The organism is Cronobacter condimenti 1330 (assembly GCF_001277255.1).
Lineage (GTDB): Bacteria > Pseudomonadota > Gammaproteobacteria > Enterobacterales > Enterobacteriaceae > Cronobacter > Cronobacter condimenti.
In genome coordinates this window covers 4238475-4260583 of sequence record NZ_CP012264.1, presented here as the reverse complement: position 1 = coordinate 4260583, position 22109 = coordinate 4238475, and the positions used below count along the sequence as shown (strand labels likewise).

Annotated in this window: 21 protein-coding genes; 11 read left to right on the top strand and 10 right to left on the bottom strand. The window is 51.5% G+C overall.

Annotated elements, in window-relative coordinates:
• Nucleotides 1–2: 2 nt before the first annotated feature.
• Nucleotides 3–1130 carry a glycosyltransferase family 4 protein gene (locus AFK62_RS19555; protein WP_032984899.1) on the bottom strand — a complete coding sequence of 376 codons (1128 nt, stop codon included), beginning with the start codon at nucleotides 1128–1130 and terminating at the stop codon, nucleotides 3–5.
• Complete coding sequence (rfaQ, locus tag AFK62_RS19550) at nucleotides 1127–2200, bottom strand: putative lipopolysaccharide heptosyltransferase III (protein WP_007680867.1); 1074 nt, start codon at nucleotides 2198–2200, stop codon at nucleotides 1127–1129. The genes AFK62_RS19555 and rfaQ overlap by 4 nt, the downstream gene beginning before the upstream one ends.
• 111 nt (nucleotides 2201–2311) lie before the next feature.
• On the opposite strand from rfaQ, the gene AFK62_RS19545 reads away from it, so the two are divergent.
• Nucleotides 2312–3274, top strand: a complete 963-nt coding sequence (locus tag AFK62_RS19545; protein WP_007680865.1) for a polysaccharide deacetylase family protein — start codon at nucleotides 2312–2314, stop codon at nucleotides 3272–3274.
• Nucleotides 3275–3298: 24 nt separating this feature from the next.
• Entirely contained in the window at nucleotides 3299–4360 is a 1062-nt protein-coding gene (locus AFK62_RS19540) for a glycosyltransferase family 9 protein (protein WP_053532095.1), read from the top strand.
• A 27-nt stretch (nucleotides 4361–4387) separates the two neighbouring features.
• On the opposite strand, the gene AFK62_RS19535 is transcribed toward AFK62_RS19540, so the two are convergent.
• The 5 genes from AFK62_RS19535 to rfaD are packed head-to-tail and all read right to left on the bottom strand — an operon-like array spanning nucleotide 4388 to nucleotide 9410.
• Nucleotides 4388–5557 (bottom strand): O-antigen ligase family protein, encoded by a 1170-nt coding sequence (locus AFK62_RS19535; RefSeq protein WP_007680853.1) that lies wholly within the window; start codon nucleotides 5555–5557, stop codon nucleotides 4388–4390.
• Nucleotides 5535–6443 (bottom strand): hypothetical protein, encoded by a 909-nt coding sequence (locus AFK62_RS19530; RefSeq protein WP_007680851.1) that lies wholly within the window; start codon nucleotides 6441–6443, stop codon nucleotides 5535–5537. The genes AFK62_RS19535 and AFK62_RS19530 overlap by 23 nt, the downstream gene beginning before the upstream one ends.
• The gene (gene rfaC, locus AFK62_RS19525) at nucleotides 6443–7414 is read right to left on the bottom strand and encodes a lipopolysaccharide heptosyltransferase RfaC (protein ID WP_053532094.1); all 972 of its coding nucleotides are present in this window, start codon (nucleotides 7412–7414) and stop codon (nucleotides 6443–6445) included. Before rfaC ends, AFK62_RS19530 begins: the two co-directional genes overlap by 1 nt.
• A gap of 3 nt (nucleotides 7415–7417) precedes the next feature.
• Nucleotides 7418–8464, bottom strand: coding sequence for an ADP-heptose--LPS heptosyltransferase RfaF (rfaF, locus tag AFK62_RS19520; RefSeq protein ID WP_007680847.1), 1047 nt, complete (start codon nucleotides 8462–8464; stop codon nucleotides 7418–7420).
• Nucleotides 8465–8477: 13 nt separating this feature from the next.
• Complete coding sequence (gene rfaD, locus AFK62_RS19515; protein ID WP_007680846.1) at nucleotides 8478–9410, bottom strand: ADP-glyceromanno-heptose 6-epimerase; 933 nt, start codon at nucleotides 9408–9410, stop codon at nucleotides 8478–8480.
• A gap of 228 nt (nucleotides 9411–9638) precedes the next feature.
• Between rfaD and kbl the strand changes: the two genes are divergently transcribed.
• From kbl to AFK62_RS19495, 4 genes are all read left to right on the top strand, one after another.
• Entirely contained in the window at nucleotides 9639–10835 is a 1197-nt protein-coding gene (gene kbl, locus AFK62_RS19510) for a glycine C-acetyltransferase (protein ID WP_053532093.1), read from the top strand.
• 9 nt (nucleotides 10836–10844) lie between these two features.
• On the top strand, nucleotides 10845–11870 hold the full coding sequence (gene tdh, locus AFK62_RS19505) for an L-threonine 3-dehydrogenase (RefSeq protein ID WP_007680835.1): 1026 nt from the start codon (nucleotides 10845–10847) through the stop codon (nucleotides 11868–11870).
• A gap of 223 nt (nucleotides 11871–12093) precedes the next feature.
• Nucleotides 12094–13674 carry a phosphoethanolamine transferase gene (locus AFK62_RS19500; protein ID WP_053532092.1) on the top strand — a complete coding sequence of 527 codons (1581 nt, stop codon included), beginning with the start codon at nucleotides 12094–12096 and terminating at the stop codon, nucleotides 13672–13674.
• Between the two features lie 381 nt (nucleotides 13675–14055).
• The gene (locus AFK62_RS19495) at nucleotides 14056–14859 is read left to right on the top strand and encodes a glycosyltransferase family 2 protein (RefSeq protein WP_007680831.1); all 804 of its coding nucleotides are present in this window, start codon (nucleotides 14056–14058) and stop codon (nucleotides 14857–14859) included.
• 29 nt (nucleotides 14860–14888) lie between these two features.
• Here AFK62_RS19495 and AFK62_RS19490 read toward each other — a convergent pair whose 3' ends face one another.
• The 3 genes from AFK62_RS19490 to gpmM are packed head-to-tail and all read right to left on the bottom strand — an operon-like array spanning nucleotide 14889 to nucleotide 18671.
• A complete protein-coding gene (locus AFK62_RS19490; RefSeq protein WP_007680829.1) occupies nucleotides 14889–15827 on the bottom strand; it encodes a divergent polysaccharide deacetylase family protein in 939 nt (312 codons plus the stop codon).
• 3 nt (nucleotides 15828–15830) lie between these two features.
• Nucleotides 15831–17114, bottom strand: coding sequence for a murein hydrolase activator EnvC (envC, locus tag AFK62_RS19485; RefSeq protein WP_053532091.1), 1284 nt, complete (start codon nucleotides 17112–17114; stop codon nucleotides 15831–15833).
• A 9-nt stretch (nucleotides 17115–17123) separates the two neighbouring features.
• Nucleotides 17124–18671, bottom strand: a complete 1548-nt coding sequence (gpmM, locus tag AFK62_RS19480) for a 2,3-bisphosphoglycerate-independent phosphoglycerate mutase (RefSeq protein WP_007680795.1) — start codon at nucleotides 18669–18671, stop codon at nucleotides 17124–17126.
• 242 nt (nucleotides 18672–18913) lie between these two features.
• Here gpmM and AFK62_RS19475 point away from each other — a divergent pair, with 242 nt between their 5' ends.
• The 5 genes from AFK62_RS19475 (at nucleotide 18914) to cysE (ending at nucleotide 22058) form a co-directional block, all read left to right on the top strand.
• Nucleotides 18914–19345, top strand: a complete 432-nt coding sequence (locus tag AFK62_RS19475) for a rhodanese-like domain-containing protein (protein WP_007680792.1) — start codon at nucleotides 18914–18916, stop codon at nucleotides 19343–19345.
• Between the two features lie 21 nt (nucleotides 19346–19366).
• Complete coding sequence (gene grxC / locus AFK62_RS19470) at nucleotides 19367–19618, top strand: glutaredoxin 3 (protein ID WP_007680789.1); 252 nt, start codon at nucleotides 19367–19369, stop codon at nucleotides 19616–19618.
• A 55-nt stretch (nucleotides 19619–19673) separates the two neighbouring features.
• A complete protein-coding gene (gene secB / locus AFK62_RS19465; RefSeq protein ID WP_007680787.1) occupies nucleotides 19674–20141 on the top strand; it encodes a protein-export chaperone SecB in 468 nt (155 codons plus the stop codon).
• Nucleotides 20141–21160: an NAD(P)H-dependent glycerol-3-phosphate dehydrogenase gene (gene gpsA, locus AFK62_RS19460; RefSeq protein ID WP_007680784.1), complete on the top strand. Its 1020-nt coding sequence runs from the start codon at nucleotides 20141–20143 to the stop codon at nucleotides 21158–21160. Before secB ends, gpsA begins: the two co-directional genes overlap by 1 nt.
• Before the next feature lie 76 nt (nucleotides 21161–21236).
• Entirely contained in the window at nucleotides 21237–22058 is an 822-nt protein-coding gene (gene cysE / locus AFK62_RS19455) for a serine O-acetyltransferase (protein ID WP_007680782.1), read from the top strand.
• Nucleotides 22059–22109 lie beyond the last annotated feature (51 nt).

Sequence of the window (22109 nt, the reverse complement as noted above, 5' to 3'; positions counted from 1 at the left end):
CGTTATTTCACCAACGTTTGATAAAGAGAAAGCAATTGCGCAGATAATGTTTTGTTAGTGAAAGGCATTATTTGAATGCGGGCATTAGCACTTTCGGAAGACCCCAGCGCCCGTGCTGGTAAAGCCATTATGGCGTCCTGAAGTGAAAGCACATCCAGCGCATCGCATACATAGCCATTCTTTCCTTGCTGAATAAATTCTGCGCCACCACACCCATGGGTGGTGATCACGGGAAGACCACAAGCCATGGCTTCCAAAACCACATTAGGAAAAGGGTCGTAAAGCGTGGGGAGGAGTAACCCGTCTGCCATTTGATAAAACGGCAACGTTTCTTGCTGCATACCAAAGAAGTGCACTCGATCGGCGCAATTAAGGCTTTGAGCCAGCAATTCATAACGTTTTTGATCTTTATCTTTACCGACAACCATAAGATGGCATGGCGTTGGCGCAATTGCTCTGATGGCTGCGTCCAGTCCTTTACGTTCAAAGCCCGAACCAATATAAACAAAGCATGTTTTTTCAACCGGTAATCGCCATTGTTCCCTTAACCGGATAAATAATTCAGCATCAGGCGGCGTAAAGTGCTGGTTATCAACGGCGTTATAGATGACATGGATTTTATCGGACGGAACACCAAAATCTTCTATGATCTCTTTTTTCACCATCTCTGCATTGCAAATTACAGCCCGTAGAGCTTCATGGTGATACATCTCTCTTTCCGCATGCATAACATAACGGTGGTAGCGATCGGCAAAAAGGAGCTGTTTTCTCCAGCCCGAAAGAAGGCGAGACCGTTGTAGTAGCCAGCGACGATGAACGCCATCGCCAGCGCGGTACACATCACAACCAGCGATGCGCTCATGGCTTTGTACCAAATCGAAGTGTTCACGTTGCCATATGTCGCGTGCTGCCAGAGCGAACCCATGCTCACGACTAATACGCCCCCATTTTCTGGGGTTACAAATATGGATACGCCAATCAGCTTTTATCGGCCCCAGCCATTCACGAGCAATTACATTGAGTTCAAGTTCGCTGCTATCTAGTGCTTCCAGCGCGCGGGAGATGAACCGTTCGGCACCACCATCAGGGCGATATTTTTGCCTTACTAACGCGAGTCGAAAAGTGCTCATGCCAGTAACCTTTTGGCTGCAGCTATTACATCATCTACCGGGATCATATCCAGGTAGCGTTTATCCGTTTTGGTATCAATATCATCCGGATCTGGCAGCGGGCCATAATCCCCAGCCCAGATAACCTCTCCTTTCGCCTGCCATGGACGCCAGAAAGTCAGTTTTGATGGCCCGAACAGCGCGACAAGCGGCGTACCGAGCGCGGCGGCCATATGCATCGGTACTGAGTCGACGCCAATAAAAAGCTGTGCATGATCGATGACCGCGGCGAGTTGCCGTAAGGTTAGTTTTCCTGCCAGCGACATTACCTGTGCGTCAGGGCATCCGCTCATGATGGTCTCGATCATTTTCTTCTCTTTAGCATCGGGACCGGCCGTTAGCACCACGTTATGCCCTTCAGCAGAAAGCGCATTGATTGCTTCGCTGAAATTTTCTTCCCGCCAGCATTTGTAAAACCAGCGCGATGTCGGCTGGATAACAATATAGTTTTCCTTATTCTGCGCTAACAGCGACTGCGCTATTTGCCAGTCTTGCTCCGTATAGCTCATTCGTGCGGCGACATTGTGCGGATAGTCGCCAAACGCACTCAGAATGGAGAGATTCTGCTCAACGGTGTGCTGCGTATTATGGCTCTGAGTGGAAACAAGATCAGTATGGCAATATTTCCACAAAGGATGCTGCCGCTTGGGGAAGGCAAAGCCAACTCGTCTTTTGGCCCCGGTAAGGCGCGTGCAAATGGAGCTTCGCCATTGATCCGCGAGGTTAAGCACCAGGTCATAATGCTGTTGGCGTAAGGTGCGAATCAAAGTCAGTTCTAGCTTAATGTGCTTAAGCGTTCCCTGTTTTTTCCACGTACGATCTATACCGAAAATCTGATGAACATCGGGATTAGCAGAAAGCATGTCTCGAGTTTCTTCATAAAGAAGCACATCGACCTGCGCGGCTGGGAACTCCTGTTTGAGAGCCTGAATCAATGGCGTGGTCAGTAACATATCACCATGGTGGCGCAGTTTGATAACCAGTATCCTCGCCGGAGTTGCGGGTTCAGAGACATGGGATTCAGGCTTCATAAGGTAGTCTTCATTAGATTACAAGTGGGTGATTCTAGGTTATTAGACTAATTGAGAGAAGCGTTGTATTGCTCTACCATGGCGCCACGCAACCAGTCTGAGGACATCATTATGCATAAACCTGCATTTCTTATCACCATCGATACCGAGGGAGATAACCTCTGGCAAAAGCATGACAGCATCACTACAGAGAATGCGAAATATCTTCCTCGCTTCCAGCAGCTGTGTGAAAAGTATGGCTTCAAACCGGTGTATCTGACCAATTATGAAATGGCTATAGACCCTTTCTATATTGAATTTGCGAAAGATGTGCTTATGCGTAATACCGCTGAGATCGGAATGCACCTTCACGCATGGAATAGTCCGCCTGCGGCACCCTTAACCGACGATGACTGGCGTTATAAGCCGTATCTTATTGAGTATTCAGACGAGGTAATGCGTGAAAAAATCGCTTATATGACTCGCATTCTTGAAGATACATTCCAGACTAAAATGGTCAGCCACCGTGCTGGACGTTGGGCATTTGATGAGCGTTACGCCCGCTTATTGCTAGAATACGGTTATCAAGTAGATTGTTCCGTCACGCCAAATGTGAACTGGAAAACGGCAAAAGGCGCTCCGCAAGGGGCAGGTGGTACGGACTACCGTAACTTTCCACAGCGCGCCTATTTTATTGATGAGAATGACATCCGCCGCGAAGGCACCTCATCTTTACTTGAAGTGCCGATGAGTATTCAGTTTAAACATTCTGCCTTAATGAATGGTATTAAGCAGGGTTATGATCGCTTGCGAGGGAAGGTTCGCAGCCCGTCAGTGCATTGGTTACGTCCTATGGGCGGGAATAACAAGGCAATGCAGAAGGTTGTTGAGCAGTCTCTGGCACAAGGCGCGGATTATGTCGAGTACATGCTTCATTCATCAGAATATATGCCCGCCGGAAGCCCCACCTTTAAAAACGAGCATGATATAGATCGTTTGTATGAAGACCTGGAGGCTTTTTTTGCCTGGCTGTCACCACAGGTAGAAGGTATGACGCTGGCTGAATATTATCAGCATAAGACCCAGGTAAAATAGGTTATTACCGATGAGCTATAAAGCATGAATCTTATTAAAAAATTCACGCGGAAAAAAAACGCGTTTTTCCGCTTAATCAAATTCAATTTGATCAATCTGCGCTACCGTAAAAAACCTCCACGTAAAGTTTTGGTGCCGGAAAGCATAAAAAAAATTTTACTACTGAGGCTGGATGATAAAATCGGCGATATGGTGGTTGCGACAGGGTGTGCTAAAGCACTCGCCAATCATGGTTATCAGGTTTCCATCCTCACAGGTCCATGCTGTAAACAGATCCTGACCGGGGCAGACTATCTACACAATATTTACCTCTACCGACCACGGATGCCGTTAGATGAAATAAAAAATGCCCAATTTGATGCTGTTATTGATTTCGACGATGTCGTGAGTTACGAACGTTTCAATTTACTTGCGAATCTGGGTACAAAGAATGTAATCGGTTTTAACAAAGACAGTTACAAATTATTTGACTATTCCATTCGTTTTTTTGATGCAAACAAGCATATTACCGAACGCTATAAGGCTGTCCTTTCACTCTTTAATATCAATCATGATAACTATGACTATCATATTCCGGTTGATCAACAGGAATATGATAAACTGCGATTAATACTATGTGATAAGCCTACCGATACTCGCTATGTCGCAATTAACCCGTTTACAGGTTCAGAGGACAAAGACTTTAGTCGCGCGCAGGTAATAGGTCTTATTTCGGCGTTGCATGAGCAAGCTTTTCCGGTAACGATTATCATGATCGGACAAAGCGAAAAGATTGCCAGCCTGGCTCTGGAAAATGTTATTTCCCTGGAAAATAGTACAATCAGTTCGGCGGTCGCGATTGTCCGTTATTGTGATTTAATTATTACGCCCGATACCTCGATTGTACATATTGCTCGCGCCTTAGATAAGCCACTGCTTGCGGTCTATAATAAACGGAAGCTCAAAGATACAGGTTTGCCAGGCTATAAAATTTGGGCTCCTCATTATGCTAAAGCGCAACAGATTATTTGTGATACGGATTATATATCTGATATGCCAATAGATGCCTTGTTGCCATTGATAAAAGGTCAACTTGGTCATTCATAAAAAAAGCCCTTACGGGCTTTTTTTATGTTATGCAGTTGCGGCTGACGGGCGACTAAGAATAAGGCCTAACGGAAGCCAGAATAGCATCCAGGATTCACGCGGATTGTTAATAATGAACATTCCTTGCGACGCCATGAAGATCAGTGCAAAAATAAAGATGGCGACATCATAACGATCATGTCGATGGAACTTTTTCAGGGCTAACCAGAGACCAGAGGCAATTACGGCCAGGAACAGCGCTAAACCAACAATACCACCTTTCAGAAGGGCACCGAAATAAATACTATGCGTTGTAGAGATATGCTGGCCATTGTAATTGGTGAAAGTAAGTTGGTATTCATAACCTCGCCCTAACCAGAAATGATTGGTCAGTTCACGAAGTGTTTCGTGCCAAATGCTAAGTCTCAGTCCGCTTTGTTCTCCAACCACTTCGAATCGTCCCAACAGCATTTCACCTACTGGCGTAAAAGAACAAACGGCAGCCAGGATTAAGACTACAATGCCACAAAGCATAACGTTTCGGCGTGTTAATATAGTCCGATGCAGCGTGAGGATAAAAGCAATAGCCAGCGCCATGATAGGGCCACGGCTTTGTGTGAATAACATCATAATCAACATGATGATGATGGGAATATAATAAATATGCTTTTTCGTCTCTTTTAGAAGCATGCAAGCGATTAATATTCCGATGCCGCAATAGCCTGCAAGATCGATAACATTTTGTGGACCGGGGTTATCTGGTGATACCAGACGACTCTTCATCACCAGCGAATAATCGGTAATTAATGTATAGATAGAAAGGAGAGTAATACCGGCTACCAGGCTTATAAGCACAAAGTGACGACTTTTCGCGTCTTCAAGAAGCGTGGTCAGAATCAGCAAATAGACAATAATATACGTTCCATGCGTTAACACAGAGCGTGCAGCCTCCAGTGTACCTCCCCATATATTAGCGATAGCATAATAGATGATCATTAATGCTGTCAGAAAAAGGGTGAGGTGCTTTTCTTTGCAGTGTTCTGCCATCTTTTGACGGTTTGCCGCGCTAAAAAGAGATAAAATAAACAGGCCAAATGAGATGTGGAAAAGGTTTGTCGCTCTGGTCGATACGCAAAAGATAGCGCTAAAAAACAGAAATAACGGGAACACGAAAGCATAGGCTTTTCGCGATTTTTCACTTAATGCCAAAATACTCATCAAACGCAACCTTTTTAAAAATTGTATCTGGAACAGCACTTTCCGAAGAGAGATTTACCACATCAACATTATTTTCTTTCATCACCTTTGCTGCATGCGCAAAAGAAGGCATCACAATGTTGTCTACCTTTTTTTCAAGATAGGACGGTAACTTACTGTCTGAAGTTTCGTAAAAACGGGGTTGGTTAAAATTATTCATATCGAGGCCAGCAATAAATAATTTTTTGAACCCAAGATAATAAAGGATTTGAATAGCCCAATAAGCTACCGTACCTGCATCAAATATACCATTACGGATATCTGCGCTAAAGCCGATATCCTGGCGATTATCACAGAAATATATCCCTGTAGTTTGCTGATACTGCTTTCTCTTTTCTGTATCTGCAATCCGTGGCTGATAGATTTTGTAACAGGCATCTTCAATTAAAGCTAAACGACACTGTAGATTTTCCTTATGTCTGTCAAGTATTTTAGCGATACCATGCATTGTGGTAAACAACAGAATATTCGAATCTGAAATTACAGACTGGATAATATCCTGCCGACGGTCGTAAAATTCCATATCGACTATGACATATAGCGAAAAATTTACTTTTCCCGACAGAAAATAGGCCCCATTCACACCCATTACAGGGATGTCTTTATTTAACTTATTGAAATCTATCGATTTTACAGAGGGTCCGGTTGCGGTAAGCAAAACAGAACCGCTGGCACTGTTTTGAAGGGCGCTAAGATCAACAAGAGGAACATCGTTCCCTTTGTAGCTTAACTGATTGATCTCTCCAGTTTTCGCACGGCTAATTCGCGTATAAGGCCATAAATTTTCGTTATGTCTGAATGTACGAGGATGTGTATATCGATAGATTTGTTTAAAAAGTGAGCCCATTAATCTGGCACCTGTGTCCTGAGCAAGCTGAAAACCCTTTCTGCGGAAATATTTTCGGTCGTGTTTCCGCTTTCGGGTAAAACCGTAAACTGGTTTTTCCCGTAGCCGCCAATAAGCCCCGGATCGGTCGGGCCATAGAGCGTGAAATTAGGGCGGTCGAGCGCGGCCGTCAAATGGCTAAGCCCGGTATCGACCGATACCACAAACCGCGCACCAGCCAGCTGATGGGCGACCTGTTCAAGCGTCAGACGCGGCAGCACCTGAACATAATCGACGCCTTCGGCCAGCCGTTTCGCGCGCGCTTCTTCATGGGGCGCGCCCCACGGCAGACGGATCTGCAAGCCGGTCTCGCCCATCAGCGCGATAAGCGCGCGCCAGTGGGTTTCCGGCCAGTGTTTATCATCGCGCGTGGTGGCGTGCAGAAACACGACATAACGCCCCGCATCGTCGGCGGGCTGATGCAAAAAATGCTGAGCGATAGCGTAATCACCCTGTCCGGCAGGTTTCGTATAACCCAGGCTTTTCGCAAACAGTTCACGGGTACGCTCGACGGCATGCTGCGCTTTTGCGATATGGTGACGGCGATGGTAGAAGAGGCTTGCGAGCGGTTCGCGCGCGGTCTGCCAGTCCATACCGTGCTTCATGCCACGCGCCAGACGCGTCACGAGCGCTGCACTTTTCAACAGCCCCTGCGCGTCGATCACTGCGTCGTAATGCACCGCCCGCAGCGCGTCGCGAAAGGCGTGGCGCTCGGCTTTCACCGGCGCGGAAAACCACGCCTTGCGCCAGCGACGCAGCGCGACAGGCAGTACGCGATCGACGCCCGGATGCCACGAAGGGATCTGGGCGAAGCCTTCTTCCACCACCCAGTCAAAGCGAATATCCGGCATCGCCTGCATGGCGTCGGTTAACGCTGGCAGGGTGTGGAGCACATCACCCATCGAGGAGGTTTTCACAACAAGCACCCGCATCCGTTACGCGTCCTCGTTCAGCAGTAGTTCGTTGAGCGTTTCCAGCACGCGCGCGGGCGTAATGTCGATAAGGCTCTGGTGATAACCTTCAGCGGCGTCGCCTTTACGCACTTTATGATAGCCGGTGATAAGACGAATCACTTTCGCCTTATGCGACAGCGGCGGTGTGAAATCCGGGCTGCTTGGGCCGTAAAGCGCCACCAGTGGGCGGTCAAGTGCGGCGGCCACGTGCATCAGGCCGGAATCATTTGTGACGACGGCTTTACAGGCGGCAAGCAATACCACTGCCTGTTCGAGCTGGGTTTCACCCGCGAGATTACGGCACCACGCCTGTTGTTCTACATTCAGCGACGCCAGAATCTCATTGCCCGCTTCGTGATCTTTCGCCGAGCCAAACAGCGCCACCTGATAGCCTTCGTCGATCAGCTGCTTCGCCAGCTCCGCGTAATGATAATGCGGCCAGCGTTTGGCGGGGCCAAACTCGGCGCCAGGGCAGAAGCCGATTATCGGACGCTCAGCAGAGAGTGCGAACTGGGCACAGGTGTGACTTTTTTCAGCATCGGTCACCAGCAACTGCGGCCAGAGCAACGGCTGCGGCAAATCTTTCGCCGACTGCATCACGCCGTTATCGTACGCCAGCGCGACATAGCGCTCGACCATCAGCGGCCAGGCTTGTTTATCCAGCACACGAATATCATTCAGCAAACCGTAGCGCATTTCGCCGCGCCAGCCGGTGCGGTGTGGAATATTGGCGAAAAACGGCACCAGCGCGGATTTAAAGGAGTTAGGCAGCACATAGGCGCGATCGTAGCGGCGCTCGCGCAGGCGATGCCCGAGGCGGCGACGTTCGCCAAGCCCCAGCGCGCCGTGGCCGAGCGGCATGGCAATCGCCTCGTTCACTTCCGGCATGCGGGACAACAACGGACGGCACCACGCAGGCGCCATCACGTCGATGACTGCCTGCGGATAACGGGCCCGGAGCGTGCGATAGAGACTTTGCGACATCATCATGTCGCCCACCCATGACGGGCCGATAATCAGGATTTTCATAGGATCGCTGCGGTTACGCGTCGCGGTTCAGCCAGGCCATATATTCCGTCACGCCTTCGGCAACGGTTTTAAACGGCTTGTCGTAGCCCGCCGCGCGCAGATTAGTGAGATCCGCCTGCGTGAACGCCTGATAACGGCCTTTGAGTTTTTCCGGGAACGGAATGTATTCAAGGCTGCCTTTTTTATGGAAGGCCAGCGCCGCATCCGCTACCGCCTGGAACGACTCCGCACGACCGGTGCCGCAGTTGAAAATACCGGAGACGCCGTTCTGCCAGAACCACAGGTTCACTGCGGCCACATCGCCCACGTAGATAAAATCGCGTTTGAAATTATCGCTGCCTTCGAACAGTTTCGGGCTTTCGCCGTTGTTCAACTGGGTGTTGAGGTGGAACGCGACGCTCGCCATGCTGCCTTTGTGACCTTCACGCGGCCCGTAGACGTTGAAATAGCGAAAGCCGGTGATTTGCGAATTTGCTTCCGGCAGGATCTGGCGGACATATTCGTCGAACAGGAACTTAGAGTAACCGTAGACGTTCAGCGGCTTCTCATATTCACGGGATTCAATGAAGTCAGAAGTGCGCCCGCCATAGGTGGCGGCAGAAGAGGCGTACAGGAACGGGATTTCACGCTCAAGACAATAGTGCAGCAGCTCTTTGGAGTACTGATAGTTGTTTTCCATCATGTACTTGCCGTCCCACTCGGTGGTGGAAGAGCAGGCGCCCTCATGGAACACCGCCTCAATCTCACCGAACTCTTCGCCGGACATGATCTGTACCTGGAAATCTTCTTTATCCATGTAATCAGCGATGTTCAGATCCACCAGGTTAACGAACTTGGTGCCGTCCTTGAGGTTATCCACCACCAGGATATCGGTATAGCCGATGTCGTTCAGAGCCTTAACAATGTTGCTGCCGATAAAACCCGCGCCGCCGGTAACGATAATCATAAGCCTGTCCTTCAGAATGTGAGCCGGGAAAAATCTCCGGCGTGAATAGTGTTAATCATACCATCACATTGGTTGACCTACAGCCATTGCCCATCTCAGCCGCGGCAAGTTTGCCCGTCTCGCGTGATTTATGCTGCAAAACACACAATCGATGCTTCGTCATCTCGTCTCAATCCATAGCTTTGGGTAATAATATGTGCCGAACTGGCTCATGTCTGGAGAATTGCAATGCGAGGGGATTTTTACCAACAGCTTTCCGCCGATTTAGATACCGCGCGCGCAGAAGGCTTGTTTAAGGAAGAACGGATCATCACCTCCGCCCAGCAGGCGGATATCCAGGTGGCAGACGGTAGCCACGTGATCAACTTCTGCGCCAACAACTATCTGGGGCTGGCGAACCACCCGGCGCTTATCGCGGCGGCGAAGGAGGGCATGGATACACACGGCTTCGGTATGGCTTCAGTGCGTTTTATCTGCGGCACCCAGGACAGCCACAAGCAGCTTGAAAACAAACTGGCGGCATTCCTCGGTATGGAAGACGCCATTCTTTACTCTTCCTGCTTCGACGCCAACGGCGGCCTGTTTGAGACGCTGCTCGGCGCTGAAGATGCGATTATCTCCGACGCGCTCAACCACGCTTCTATCATCGATGGCGTGCGTCTGTGTAAAGCAAAACGCTTCCGTTACGCCAATAACGATATGACGGAACTGGAGACGCGCCTGAAAGAAGCGCGTGAAGCCGGGGCGCGCCATATTCTTATCGCGACCGACGGCGTGTTCTCGATGGACGGCGTGATAGCCAACCTGAAAGGCGTGTGCGATCTGGCGGATAAATATGACGCGCTGGTCATGGTGGACGACTCCCACGCGGTGGGCTTTGTGGGTGAAAACGGGCGTGGCACGCATGAATACTGCGATGTCATGGGCCGCGTCGACATTATCACCGGGACACTCGGTAAAGCGCTCGGCGGCGCGTCCGGCGGTTATACCGCGGCGCGCAAAGAAGTCGTGGAATGGCTGCGTCAGCGCTCGCGTCCGTACCTGTTCTCCAACTCGCTGGCGCCCGCCATTGTCTCTGCGTCCATCAAAGTGCTGGAGATGCTGGAATCCGGCGCGGAACTGCGCGAGCGCCTGTGGTCCAACGCGCGCCTGTTCCGCGAGAAAATGACGGCGGCGGGCTTTACGCTGGCAGGCGCCGATCACGCCATTATCCCGGTCATGCTGGGTGAAGCGGTGGTGGCGCAGAACTTTGCGCGCGAACTGCAAAAAGAGGGCATTTACGTCACCGGTTTCTTCTACCCGGTGGTGCCAAAAGGCCAGGCGCGTATTCGCACCCAGATGTCGGCGGCGCATACCCCTGAACAAATTGAACGTGCAGTCGATGCATTTACCCGCATCGGTAAACAGTTAGGCGTGATTGCCTGAGGGCGTGGAATGAAAGCATTATCAAAACTGAAACCGGCAGAAGGCATCTGGATGACCGACGTGCCGGAACCGGAAGTCGGCCATAACGATCTGCTGATTAAAATTCGTAAAACCGCGATTTGCGGTACTGACGTGCATATCTATAACTGGGACGACTGGTCGCAAAAAACTATCCCTGTGCCGATGGTAGTCGGACATGAGTATGTCGGCGAAGTGGTTGGCATCGGTCAGGAAGTTAAAGGGTTTAAAATTGGCGATCGCGTAAGTGGTGAAGGCCATATCACGTGCGGCCACTGCCGTAACTGTCGCGGCGGGCGCACGCACCTGTGTCGCAACACCGTGGGCGTCGGCGTCAACCGTCCGGGCTGTTTTGCGGAATATCTGGTGATCCCGGCGTTTAACGCCTTCAAAATCCCGGATAACATTTCAGACGATCTGGCCTCGATTTTTGACCCGTTCGGCAATGCGGTACATACGGCGCTGTCGTTTGATTTGGTTGGCGAAGATGTGCTGGTGTCCGGCGCAGGTCCGATTGGCATCATGGCGGCGGCAGTAGCAAAACACGTTGGCGCGCGTAACGTGGTTATCACGGACGTCAACGAGTTCCGTCTTGAGCTCGCGCGCAAAATGGGCGTCACCCGCGCGGTCAACGTTGCGACCGAAAGTCTGCAGGACGTGATGAACGAACTGGGCATGACTGAAGGTTTCGACGTGGGGCTGGAAATGTCTGGCGCGCCGCCGGCGTTTCGCACCATGCTCGATACCATGAACCACGGCGGTCGTATCGCGATGCTCGGTATTCCGCCGTCGGATATGTCTATCGACTGGAACAAAGTCATTTTTAAAGGGCTTTTCATCAAAGGCATTTATGGCCGTGAGATGTTTGAAACCTGGTACAAGATGGCGGCGCTTATCCAGTCTGGTCTCGACCTGTCGCCCATTATTACCCACCGCTTCACCATTGATGACTTCCAGAAAGGCTTTGACGCGATGCGTTCTGGCCAGTCCGGCAAAGTGATTCTGAGCTGGGATTAACAGCGGATAGCGGCGCCTGTTCACACGGGCGTCGCTACTTCTTCAGGTGGTTTGACTTTATAAAACCGACTTGCTAACGTCTGCCCAAATTTTAATTCCGCCTCTTTTTTACGCCCAGTATCGTGCCGATAATTGGCTCCCTTTTATTAAAGGGAGTGAAAGAATGTTTTGTCTGGTGATAAGGGTGTCGTCAGGAAAGATTTAAAACACTGTCTGGGTTGTCATGTCTATTTTGCTGGAACAAAAGTCTACGAAATACGGCTTTCGTATTTCGAGCACTTTACCGTTGGTTATTTCACTGTTAATCATTATTTACGCTAATCTTTTGAATGATAAATATAGTACGGTAATAAATCGGGTAATTATTTTTTCTTTATTCCTCTTTGTGATCAAACTCATTGCAAACAAAGGGTTCAGGAACCTGCTGGCAGTGCTTTTTTTAGTGCCAGTCGCAGCGGATGTTACTTTACAGCTTTACGCATGGAACAATTTTAATTCAGCATTCAGTTATGGATTTGCCTTAAGTGTCCTGAATACCACGCCGGATGAAGCAAGGTCGATGCTGGGCCTTTACTGGCGCGATGGCCTTTTATTTTTGGCGCTTTCCGTCTTGTTTGTTTTTACAGTAAATACCGGCGCATGGCCGATACCGCCGCGATTCAGGCGCTGGCCTCTTATCCTGCTCGTACTCACGCTGGTGGGGTTATTTACCCAGGCCTGGCTGCATCAGATACGTAAAAGTAATGTAGAAAGCCTGACACAGCGTTTTATGCAATCAACACCGGTCAGTACCGCTAAAGTATTTATGCAGGCTGCGCAGGATAACGCGGTTATCGCAAGCGTTGGCAATACGATCCCTGATTATAAAATCGCCGTGGCAGATACGGGAATTGATAACTATGTGTTGATTGTGGGCGAATCGGCACGGGCGAAAAATATGGGCATTTACGGTTATAGCCGCGATACCACGCCAGCGCTGAATGCCCGTAAAAATGAACTACTGCTGTTTCGCAATGCGGTAGCGCCTGCACCGGTTACCATCATGGCGGTGCCGATGGCCCTGACAGCAGATACGGTCACCGCACGTGACCCCCGTAAATATGGCGATAACGTGATTAATATCGCGAACAAGGCGGGTTATGACACCGCCTGGTTCAGTCACCAGGGGAAAGGGGGCGCACATAACAATATCATTACCGCTATCGCGCTTAACGCGCACCAGAGCGTGTGGGTGCCGGATGGCTATGACGATGCGCTGCTACCATTACTGCATGAGGCTTTAAAAAAGCCCGGCAAGAAGCTTATCGTCTTACATCTTTATGGTAGCCACGAGCCAGCCTGTGGGCGCTTTCCGGCAGATCAAGCGCTGCTTCGTAGCGGTAACAGCGCTGACGATTGCTATGATAATTCCGTGCGCTTTACCGATACGGTAATGAATCAGATCTTTCACGCGCTCGACGGCAGCCGCTCTTCCATGCTTTATTTTTCCGATCATGCGCTGGTGCGCGACTCCTCACGTGCCGTGGTTTATTCACACGGTGGTGCAAAACCCCCACGAGAGGCGCTCCAGATACCGATGTTCATCTGGTATGCGCAACAAGTTGCGGCTAAGGATAAGTTAACAGGCAATTACGATCGGCTCTGGTCAACGGATGATGTGAATACGCTGGCTGAATTGTGGTTAGGTATTCACCGTGATGGTGAGGCGGTCAGGTCGGTATCCTCCTGGCTGGGGCAGTACGATAAGCCTGTCTCCATTATGGATACGACGGGGACCGTGTATGAATGGCACACTATTCAGTAGAGCGGTAACGGTGAGGAGCATTCCCACCTGAAGGCTCTTCACGTAAAAATAATGAGAAAGGCGATTGGTATTACATCTTATACAATCGCTTTTTTTATTATTTTGGGTAATTCATCAATACCTGCGCCACGACCATCTTATCGCTTTCATTAGCCCTGTTGTTGCTTAGTTACTAAGCAATTTTGCCGTTGCATTGTAGGCACCGTCATTCCCCGTCGCCTTCCACGAACCCCGCCGCCGCTTCAGGTTGTTACCCTCTTTGCCTGAATCCGTACATGGAGGTCTATAGACTTTCGCCACATTTGCGCACTTTTTCTTCAGCGTTTTTGTTAGCCTTGACTATATTGCTTGTTTAGGCTTGGTTTAATGTTGTGACTCATTATGCTTAAACTTACCGTTTGCGTTCTGACCTGCAACTCCGCGCGTCTGCTGCGCGAAGTTTTACCGCCATTAATTATTATCGCTGATGAAATGATCGTGCTGGATTCGGGCAGCCACGACGAGACGCTGGCAATTTGTCAGGAATATGGCATTACGCCGCATTTCCGCCCGTATTCCATGCACGGGCAGCAGATGAACCATGCAATAAGCCTCGCGTCGAATGACTGGGTGCTGTGTATGGACAGTGATGAAATTCTCGATTCCGAAACCGTAGATTTTATTCTGACGCTTAAGGCGGGCGAAACGCCGAATCCTAATCAGGCCTGGCGCATTTCTCGCTACTGGCATGTGCTCGGCGAGCCGGTACGCACCATTTATCCTGTTTCGTCACCTGATTTTCCTGTCCGGCTTTTTAACCGCCGCGCCGCACGATTTAACGATCGACCTGTGGATGACAAAGTGGAAGGTGAACTGACAACGGTGAAAATTCCCGGTTATGTTCGCCATGATACGTTTTTCTCGCTGCATGAGGTTTTCAGCAAGTTAAACAGTTACACCACAAGGCTCGTGAAATATAAAACTGTGCGACCTTCGCTGCTACGAGGCGTCATCAGCGCGATCGGTGCATTTTTCAAATGGTATCTGTTTAGCGGTGCCTGGCGGAAGGGACGGGTAGGTCTGGTGACGGGGCTTTATGCCACGTTTTACAGCTTCCTCAAATATTTTAAAGCCTGGTATGCGCACGGTGAGAAAAAAACGTTGCCGTTAAAAAAACATCGAACGCAACGCTCTCACGCTAAATAAAAAAACCAGCCTGGCGGCTGGTTTTTTCATTATGAACGTTTACTCCATCCCTGCCATTGATGGCGGAAATAGCTGACGACCGGGCTCGCGCTGACACTTTCGCTGATAACGGCAAAGAAGCGGTCGGCATAGACCGGCTCCGGCTGCTGCTTCGGTTTACACAGCTTCACGCCACGGAACGGATTGCGCGGCGCAGCAGGTTTTATCTGAGACGGCGCGTTATTCGGGGTAGAAGTATCGGTCTGCGGTTCGTTCAGAAGGTCGCTGGCGCGCACCAGCGTGATATCCGGCGGCAGATTATAGAGCGCCTGCTTAAGCACGCGTACAGTTGTCGGATGCGGGTGACCAATCGCGATTGCTGAGCCGTTGCGGCGCGCCAGTGCGACCGCACGGTTGAACTGAACGCGAATATCCGCCTCGTTCTGCGTGTCGTCCAGGAAAACCTTACGCTTAATCACTTTCACACCGGTACCGGCCGCTGCGCGCATCGCCTGGCTATTGCCGATAGTCATGCTGTCGAGAAAATAGAGATTGTAATGCGCGAGCGCGGCCATAACTTTTTGCATGCCGGGAAGGCTTGATGTCATGGCGCTGCCCATATGGTTATTCATACCAATAGCGTATGGAACGTTGTTAACGGCTTCGCGAATAATACGTGCGATTTCCTCGCTGCTCATGTCCGGGCGCAGCGTATCTTTCTCAAGCGGCTGTTTACTGAGCGGGGCCATGGGCAAATGAATAAGCACTTCATGCCCCAGGTTATGGGCTTTCGTCGCCATTTCATGAGCATGTGGCGCGTTAGGCAGAACGGCGACAGACACTTCAGCAGGCATTGCCAGCACCTGGTTTTCCGTCTGGGGGCGGTAGCCGAAATCATCAATGACGATAGCAAGTTTGCCGGCGAAGGCGGGAGCGGCGAGTGCCAGCGAACCGGCGAGAGCAAAAACAAGACGACGCAAACAAAGCAAAACTTATCTTCCCAACCACGGTTGTGGATTGACCGCCTGACCCTGGCGGCGAATTTCAAAATACAGTGAAGGTCGGCCTTGTCCGCCGCTATTACCTACCAGCGCAATGGCCTGACCGGCACGGACCTGCGCACCGACATTCACCAGCGCACTCTGGTTGTAACCGTAAAGGCTCATATCACCCTTACCATGTTCAACCACAACCACCAGGCCGTAACCCTGCAGCCAGTCGGCAAGGATTACACGCCCATCGGCAATGGCTTTCACTTCAGTGCCTTCGCTGGCACCGATAACGATGCCCTTCCAACGTAGTTCACCTTGTAGCTGTTCGCCATAACGATGCAGCAGCGGGCCACGAACTGGCCAGAACGCCTGACCGTTTGGCGACCCCAGACCGCCGGTGCGCGCCATTAGTGAGCGCTCACTTTCTGAAGGTTTATAAGTTGTGCCTTTGCGCGAGGCCTCTTTCTGGCGGGAACGTACTTGCTCGGCTTCACGCGCCTCGCGTTCGGCGCGGGCTTTTGCGGCGGCTTCCGCGCGGGCGATGCGATCGCGCAGGCGTGATTCATTAGCGCGCAGTTCACTTAACTGTTGCTGACCCTCCTGGATGGAGGACTCAAGCGAGCCGAGGGTCTTTTTCCGTTCGTTGCGGGCCTGTTCCAGTTTGACCTGCTGCGCCTGCTGCTCATAAAGCAGGGTTTGCTGCTGGGTCTGCTTCTCTTCAAGCTCAGCTTTTTGGGTAGCGACTTCTTCGCGCGTTTGCTTGAGTTGAGCAATAGTTTCCTGACGCGCTTCGTTGAGGTAACCGAAATAAGCCTGTAAGCGCTGACCGCGCTGGCTCTCTTCGCCACTCAGAATCAACTGTAGCCCGCTGTGCTGTCCCTGACGAAAAGCGGCATCCAGTTGGGCTGCCAGATTACGTTCCTGGGCGGCTTTCTGTTTCTCAAGCTTCGCGATGGAGTCGTTCATCTGGGCTATCTGGCGATTGAGATCCGCAAGCGTATTCTGGGTTTCGCGCAGCTTGCGGCTGGCGGCGGCGATCGCCTGTTCCTGCGTTTTTAACTGGGCGAGCAATTTTGCGCGCTGCTGCTGTTGCTGGCGCACAGCGCGCTCTTTAGCGGCAATATCATCCTGAATGGATTTGAGCTGGTCGCGGTCATCCGCGTGGGCGGAAAGCGGGCATAACAATACGCCAGCGCTGAGCGCGCTGGCGTAGAGCAGGGGCTTGAGTGAGAACCGAAACGGCCTGTTGCCCCATGTTATTGAAAAAATCGCCTTTCCCCTCATGGGGAGGGATTATTCCACGATGAACAGCGGCTTGCCAGTCATCTCTTGCGGGATTTCCATCCCCATCAGCGTCAGCAGGGTTGGGGCGATGTCAGAGAGCTTACCGCCATTCACTGCTTTAACCTTTTTATCGCCGACGTAAATCAGCGGTACGGGCAGGTTAGTGTGCGCGGTATGCGCCTGACCGGTCGCCGGATCGCGCATTTGCTCGGCGTTGCCATGGTCTGCGGTAATGAGCATCTGGCCGCCTGCGGCTTCCACCGCACGGGTTACCTGCGCGAGGCAGTGATCCAGCGCTTCCACGGCCGCAACAGCCGCGTCAAAGACGCCGGTATGGCCGACCATATCGCCATTCGGGTAGTTACAGATAATGGCGTCATATTTACCACTGTTGATAGCGCCGACGAGTTTCTCGGTCAGCTCGGCGGAACTCATTTCCGGCTGGAGATCATAGGTCGCGACTTTCGGTGAGTTAATCAGAATGCGGTCTTCACCGGGGAACGGCTCTTCCACGCCACCGTTAAAGAAGAAAGTCACATGCGCGTATTTTTCGGTTTCGGAGATGCGCAACTGGGTTTTGTCATGTTTCGCCATCCATTCACCAAACGTATTCACCAGCGAGGCTGGCGGATACGCGCAGGCCGTACGGATATCAGCAGCATATTCAGTGAGCATCACGAAATCGGCGAAGTTCACGATTTTTTTACGGTTAAAACCGTCAAAATCACGGTTTACGAAAGCGCGCGTAATTTGACGAGCGCGGTCAGCGCGGAAGTTCATGAAAATTAGCGCGTCGCCATCTTCCATGGCCGCTGGCGCTTCACCATCAGCACGAATAACGGTGGCTTTAACAAACTCGTCATTCTCATTGCGCGCATAGGCGGCTTCAAGACCTGCTACTGCGCTCGCGGCCTCATATTCGCCTTTCGCCAGCGTTAATAAATCGTAGGCCTGCTCGACACGATCCCAGCGATTATCGCGGTCCATGGCGAAATAACGCCCAATAATGGATGCCACCCGACCTTTGCCCAGTTCGGCGAATTTTGCGGCGAATTTTTCTAACGACGCTTTGGCGCTACGCGGCGGTGTATCGCGACCGTCCAGGAAAGCATGCAGGTAAATTTTCTCCGCGCCGCGGGCGGCTGCCAGCTCGACCATAGCGAGAATGTGATCTTCATGGCTGTGTACGCCGCCCGGCGACACCAGACCCATGATATGTACCGCTTTCCCGCCAGCCACGGCTTTATCTACCGCAGCGCTCAGTACAGGGTTTGCGAAGAAAGTGCGTTCTTTGATTTCTACATCCAGACGGGTGAGATCCTGATACACGATACGACCTGCGCCCAGGTTTACGTGGCCCACTTCGGAATTGCCCATCTGGCGGTCGGGCAGGCCGACTTCCAGTCCGGAAGCATCAATCAATGTGTGGGGCCGTTGGGCCCACAGGTTATCCATCACAGGCGTTTTGGCGGCGAAAATAGCGTTATCCTGGCGGTCTTCACGATAGCCGTAGCCATCCAGAATCACTAATACCACAGGTTTTTTAGTAAGCGACATTGCAGAACCTCATGCGTCAAAGACAGAAAATTGGCGTAACTTTACTACACCGCTTGAGCGCAAATAGCCGCAGAAGATCAAAGAACAGGCCGGGTGGTGTAAGCGCAACGGCGCATTTCATCCTTTTTTTCGTAACGTGCCGCAGAAAATGCACAACCTTCCTTGTACTGGCTGTAATTGACACAACGCGCAGGTATACTCCTCACCTGGTTTTTTTACTGAGTCGGGAGTTTGACCCCCCCATGCAAGAAATTATGCAATTCGTTGGCCGCCACCCCATACTTAGTATCGCGTGGATTGCGTTACTCGCGGCGGTGATTTACACCACTTTCAAGGGCCTGACCTCCAAAGTGAAGGTCATTACCCGTGGTGAAGCAACGCGTCTTATCAACAAAGAAGATGCCGTAGTTGTGGATATTCGCCAGCGTGACGACTTCCGTAAAGGGCATATCGCCAGCGCTATCAACGTGCTGCCTGCTGACATTAAAGCCAACAACGTCGGCGAGCTGGACAAGCATAAGGCGAAGCCAGTTATTGTTGTTGACGGCAATGGCCTGTCCGCGCAGGAATCAGCAACGCTGCTGGATAAAGCCGGTTTTGAGCAGGTGTATGTGCTTAAAGAAGGCGTCGCCGGCTGGAGTGGTGAGAACCTGCCGCTGGTACGTGGTAAATAATTTTCATAAAGAGGTAACGACATGGCTAATATCGAAATGTATACCAAAGCAACCTGCCCGTATTGCCATCGTGCGAAGGCCCTGCTGAACAGCAAAGGCGCCGCTTTCCTCGAACTGCCCATTGATGGCGATGCCGCCAAACGGGAAGAGATGATTCAGCGTAGTGGCCGCACCACGGTGCCGCAGATCTTTATTGACGGTCAGCACATTGGCGGCTGCGACGACCTGCATGCACTGGATGCGCGCGGCGGACTCGATCCTCTGCTGCGCTAGTGCGCTTAGCCGTGAAGGCATTTTTAAGGACATTTAATAAAAAGGGTTTTCGCTCATGTCAGAACAAAACAACACTGAAATGAATTTTCAGCTTCTGCGCATTTACACCAAAGATATTTCTTTCGAAGCACCGAATGCGCCGCATGTGTTTCAGAAAGATTGGCAGCCAGAAGTGAAGCTGGACCTGGATACGGCTTCCAGCCAGCTTGCTGACGATGTCTATGAAGTGGTATTGCGCGTGACGGTTACTGCGTCGCTGGGCGAAGAGACCGCTTTCCTTTGCGAAGTGCAGCAGGCAGGCATTTTCAATATTTCCGGTATTGAAGGCACCCAGATGGCGCACTGCCTCGGCGCTTACTGCCCGAACAGCCTGTTCCCGTATGCTCGCGAATGCATTACCAACCTGGTTTCCCGCGGCACTTTCCCGCAGTTGAACCTTGCGCCGGTTAACTTTGACGCGCTGTTCATGAACTATCTGCAACAGCAGACCGCTGAAGGTGCGCCAAACCATCAGGATGCCTGATGAACACCATTAATGCGTCAATGACAGTCATCGGTGCCGGCTCTTACGGCACCGCTCTTGCCATCACTCTGGCGAGAAACGGCCATCACGTCGTACTGTGGGGGCATGATCCCGCGCATATCGCGACGTTGCAGGCCGACCGCTGCAATGCGGCTTTTCTACCCGATGTTCCTTTCCCTGAAACGCTTCATCTTGAAAGTGATTTAGCTGCTGCGCTTGCCGCCAGCCGCAACATTTTGGTTGTGGTGCCAAGCCATGTGTTTGGTCAGGTATTGCGTCAGATTAAGCCGCTGATGCGCGCTGATGCGCGCGTTGTCTGGGCGACCAAAGGCCTGGAGGCAGAAACCGGCAGATTACTGCAGGATGTGGCGCGTGAAGCGTTAGGCGACGAAATACCGCTTGCGGTTATCTCTGGCCCGACGTTCGCCAAAGAACTGGCCGCCGGTTTGCCGACGGCGATTTCGCTTGCGGCAACGGACGAGGCGTTTGCCAACGATCTCCAGCAACTGTTGCACTGTGGCAAAAGTTTTCGCGTCTACAGCAACCCCGATTTTATCGGCGTCCAGCTCGGTGGTGCCGTGAAAAACGTCATTGCCATCGGTGCGGGGATGTCTGACGGCATCGGTTTCGGCGCGAATGCCCGTACTGCGCTCATTACGCGCGGCCTTGCAGAAATGTCTCGTCTTGGTGCGGCGCTTGGCGCAGATCCAACGACCTTCATGGGGATGGCGGGTCTTGGCGATCTGGTACTGACCTGTACCGATAACCAGTCGCGTAATCGCCGTTTTGGCATGATGCTTGGTCAGGACATGGACGTGCAGAGCGCGCAGGAGAAAATCGGTCAGGTGGTGGAAGGCTATCGCAACACCAAAGAGGTGCGCGAGCTGGCAGCACGTGTTGGCGTAGAAATGCCAATAACCGAGGAAATTTATCAGGTACTCTATTGCGGAAAAAATGCTCGCGAGGCAGCATTAACGCTGCTGGGTCGTACCCGCAAGGATGAGCGAAGCAGCCAGTAAGGAAGCGCGACCATAATGAGTAATGCGTGCCGACAAACCGTTTTGTCGGCCGCTATTTGTTAGTCTGGAGAAAGCAATGCCGTGTGAAGAACTGGATCTGGTGTGGAAGAATATTAAAGCCGAAGCCCGTCAGCTCGCTGATTGTGAGCCGATGCTGGCCAGTTTTTACCATGCGACATTGCTTAAGCACGAGAACCTGGGCAGCGCATTGAGCTATATGCTGGCCAACAAACTGGCATCTCCTATCATGCCTGCTATCGCCATTCGTGAAGTCGTCGAAGAGGCGTATAAAGCCGACCCGGAAATGATCGCTTCTGCCGCCTGCGACATTCAGGCTGTGCGCACGCGCGACCCGGCGGTGGATAAATACTCGACGCCACTGCTTTACCTTAAAGGCTTTCATGCGCTACAGGCCCACCGTATCGGGCACTGGCTATGGCAGCAGGGACGCCAGGCGCTGGCAATTTTTCTGCAAAATCAGGTATCTGTTTCTTTTCAGGTTGATATTCATCCGGCGGCAACCATTGGGCGCGGGATCATGCTCGATCATGCGACCGGCATTGTGATCGGTGAAACGGCGGTGGTGGAAGACGACGTCTCGATTCTGCAATCGGTCACGCTTGGCGGTACCGGTAAAACCAGCGGCGATCGCCACCCGAAAATCCGTGAGGGCGTATTGATTGGCGCGGGTGCGAAAATCCTCGGCAATATTGAAGTCGGGCGCGGTGCGAAAATCGGCGCAGGCTCCGTGGTGCTTCAACCTGTACCGCCTCATACGACAGCGGCAGGTGTACCGGCGCGTATCGTCGGCAAGCCGGAGAGTGATAAACCCTCAATGGATATGGATCAGCATTTCAACGGCATTAACCACGGGTTTGAATACGGCGATGGTATCTGAGCCTGACCGCTTCGCATTAAAAAGCCGCGCAGTGCGCGGCTTTGTTGTTTT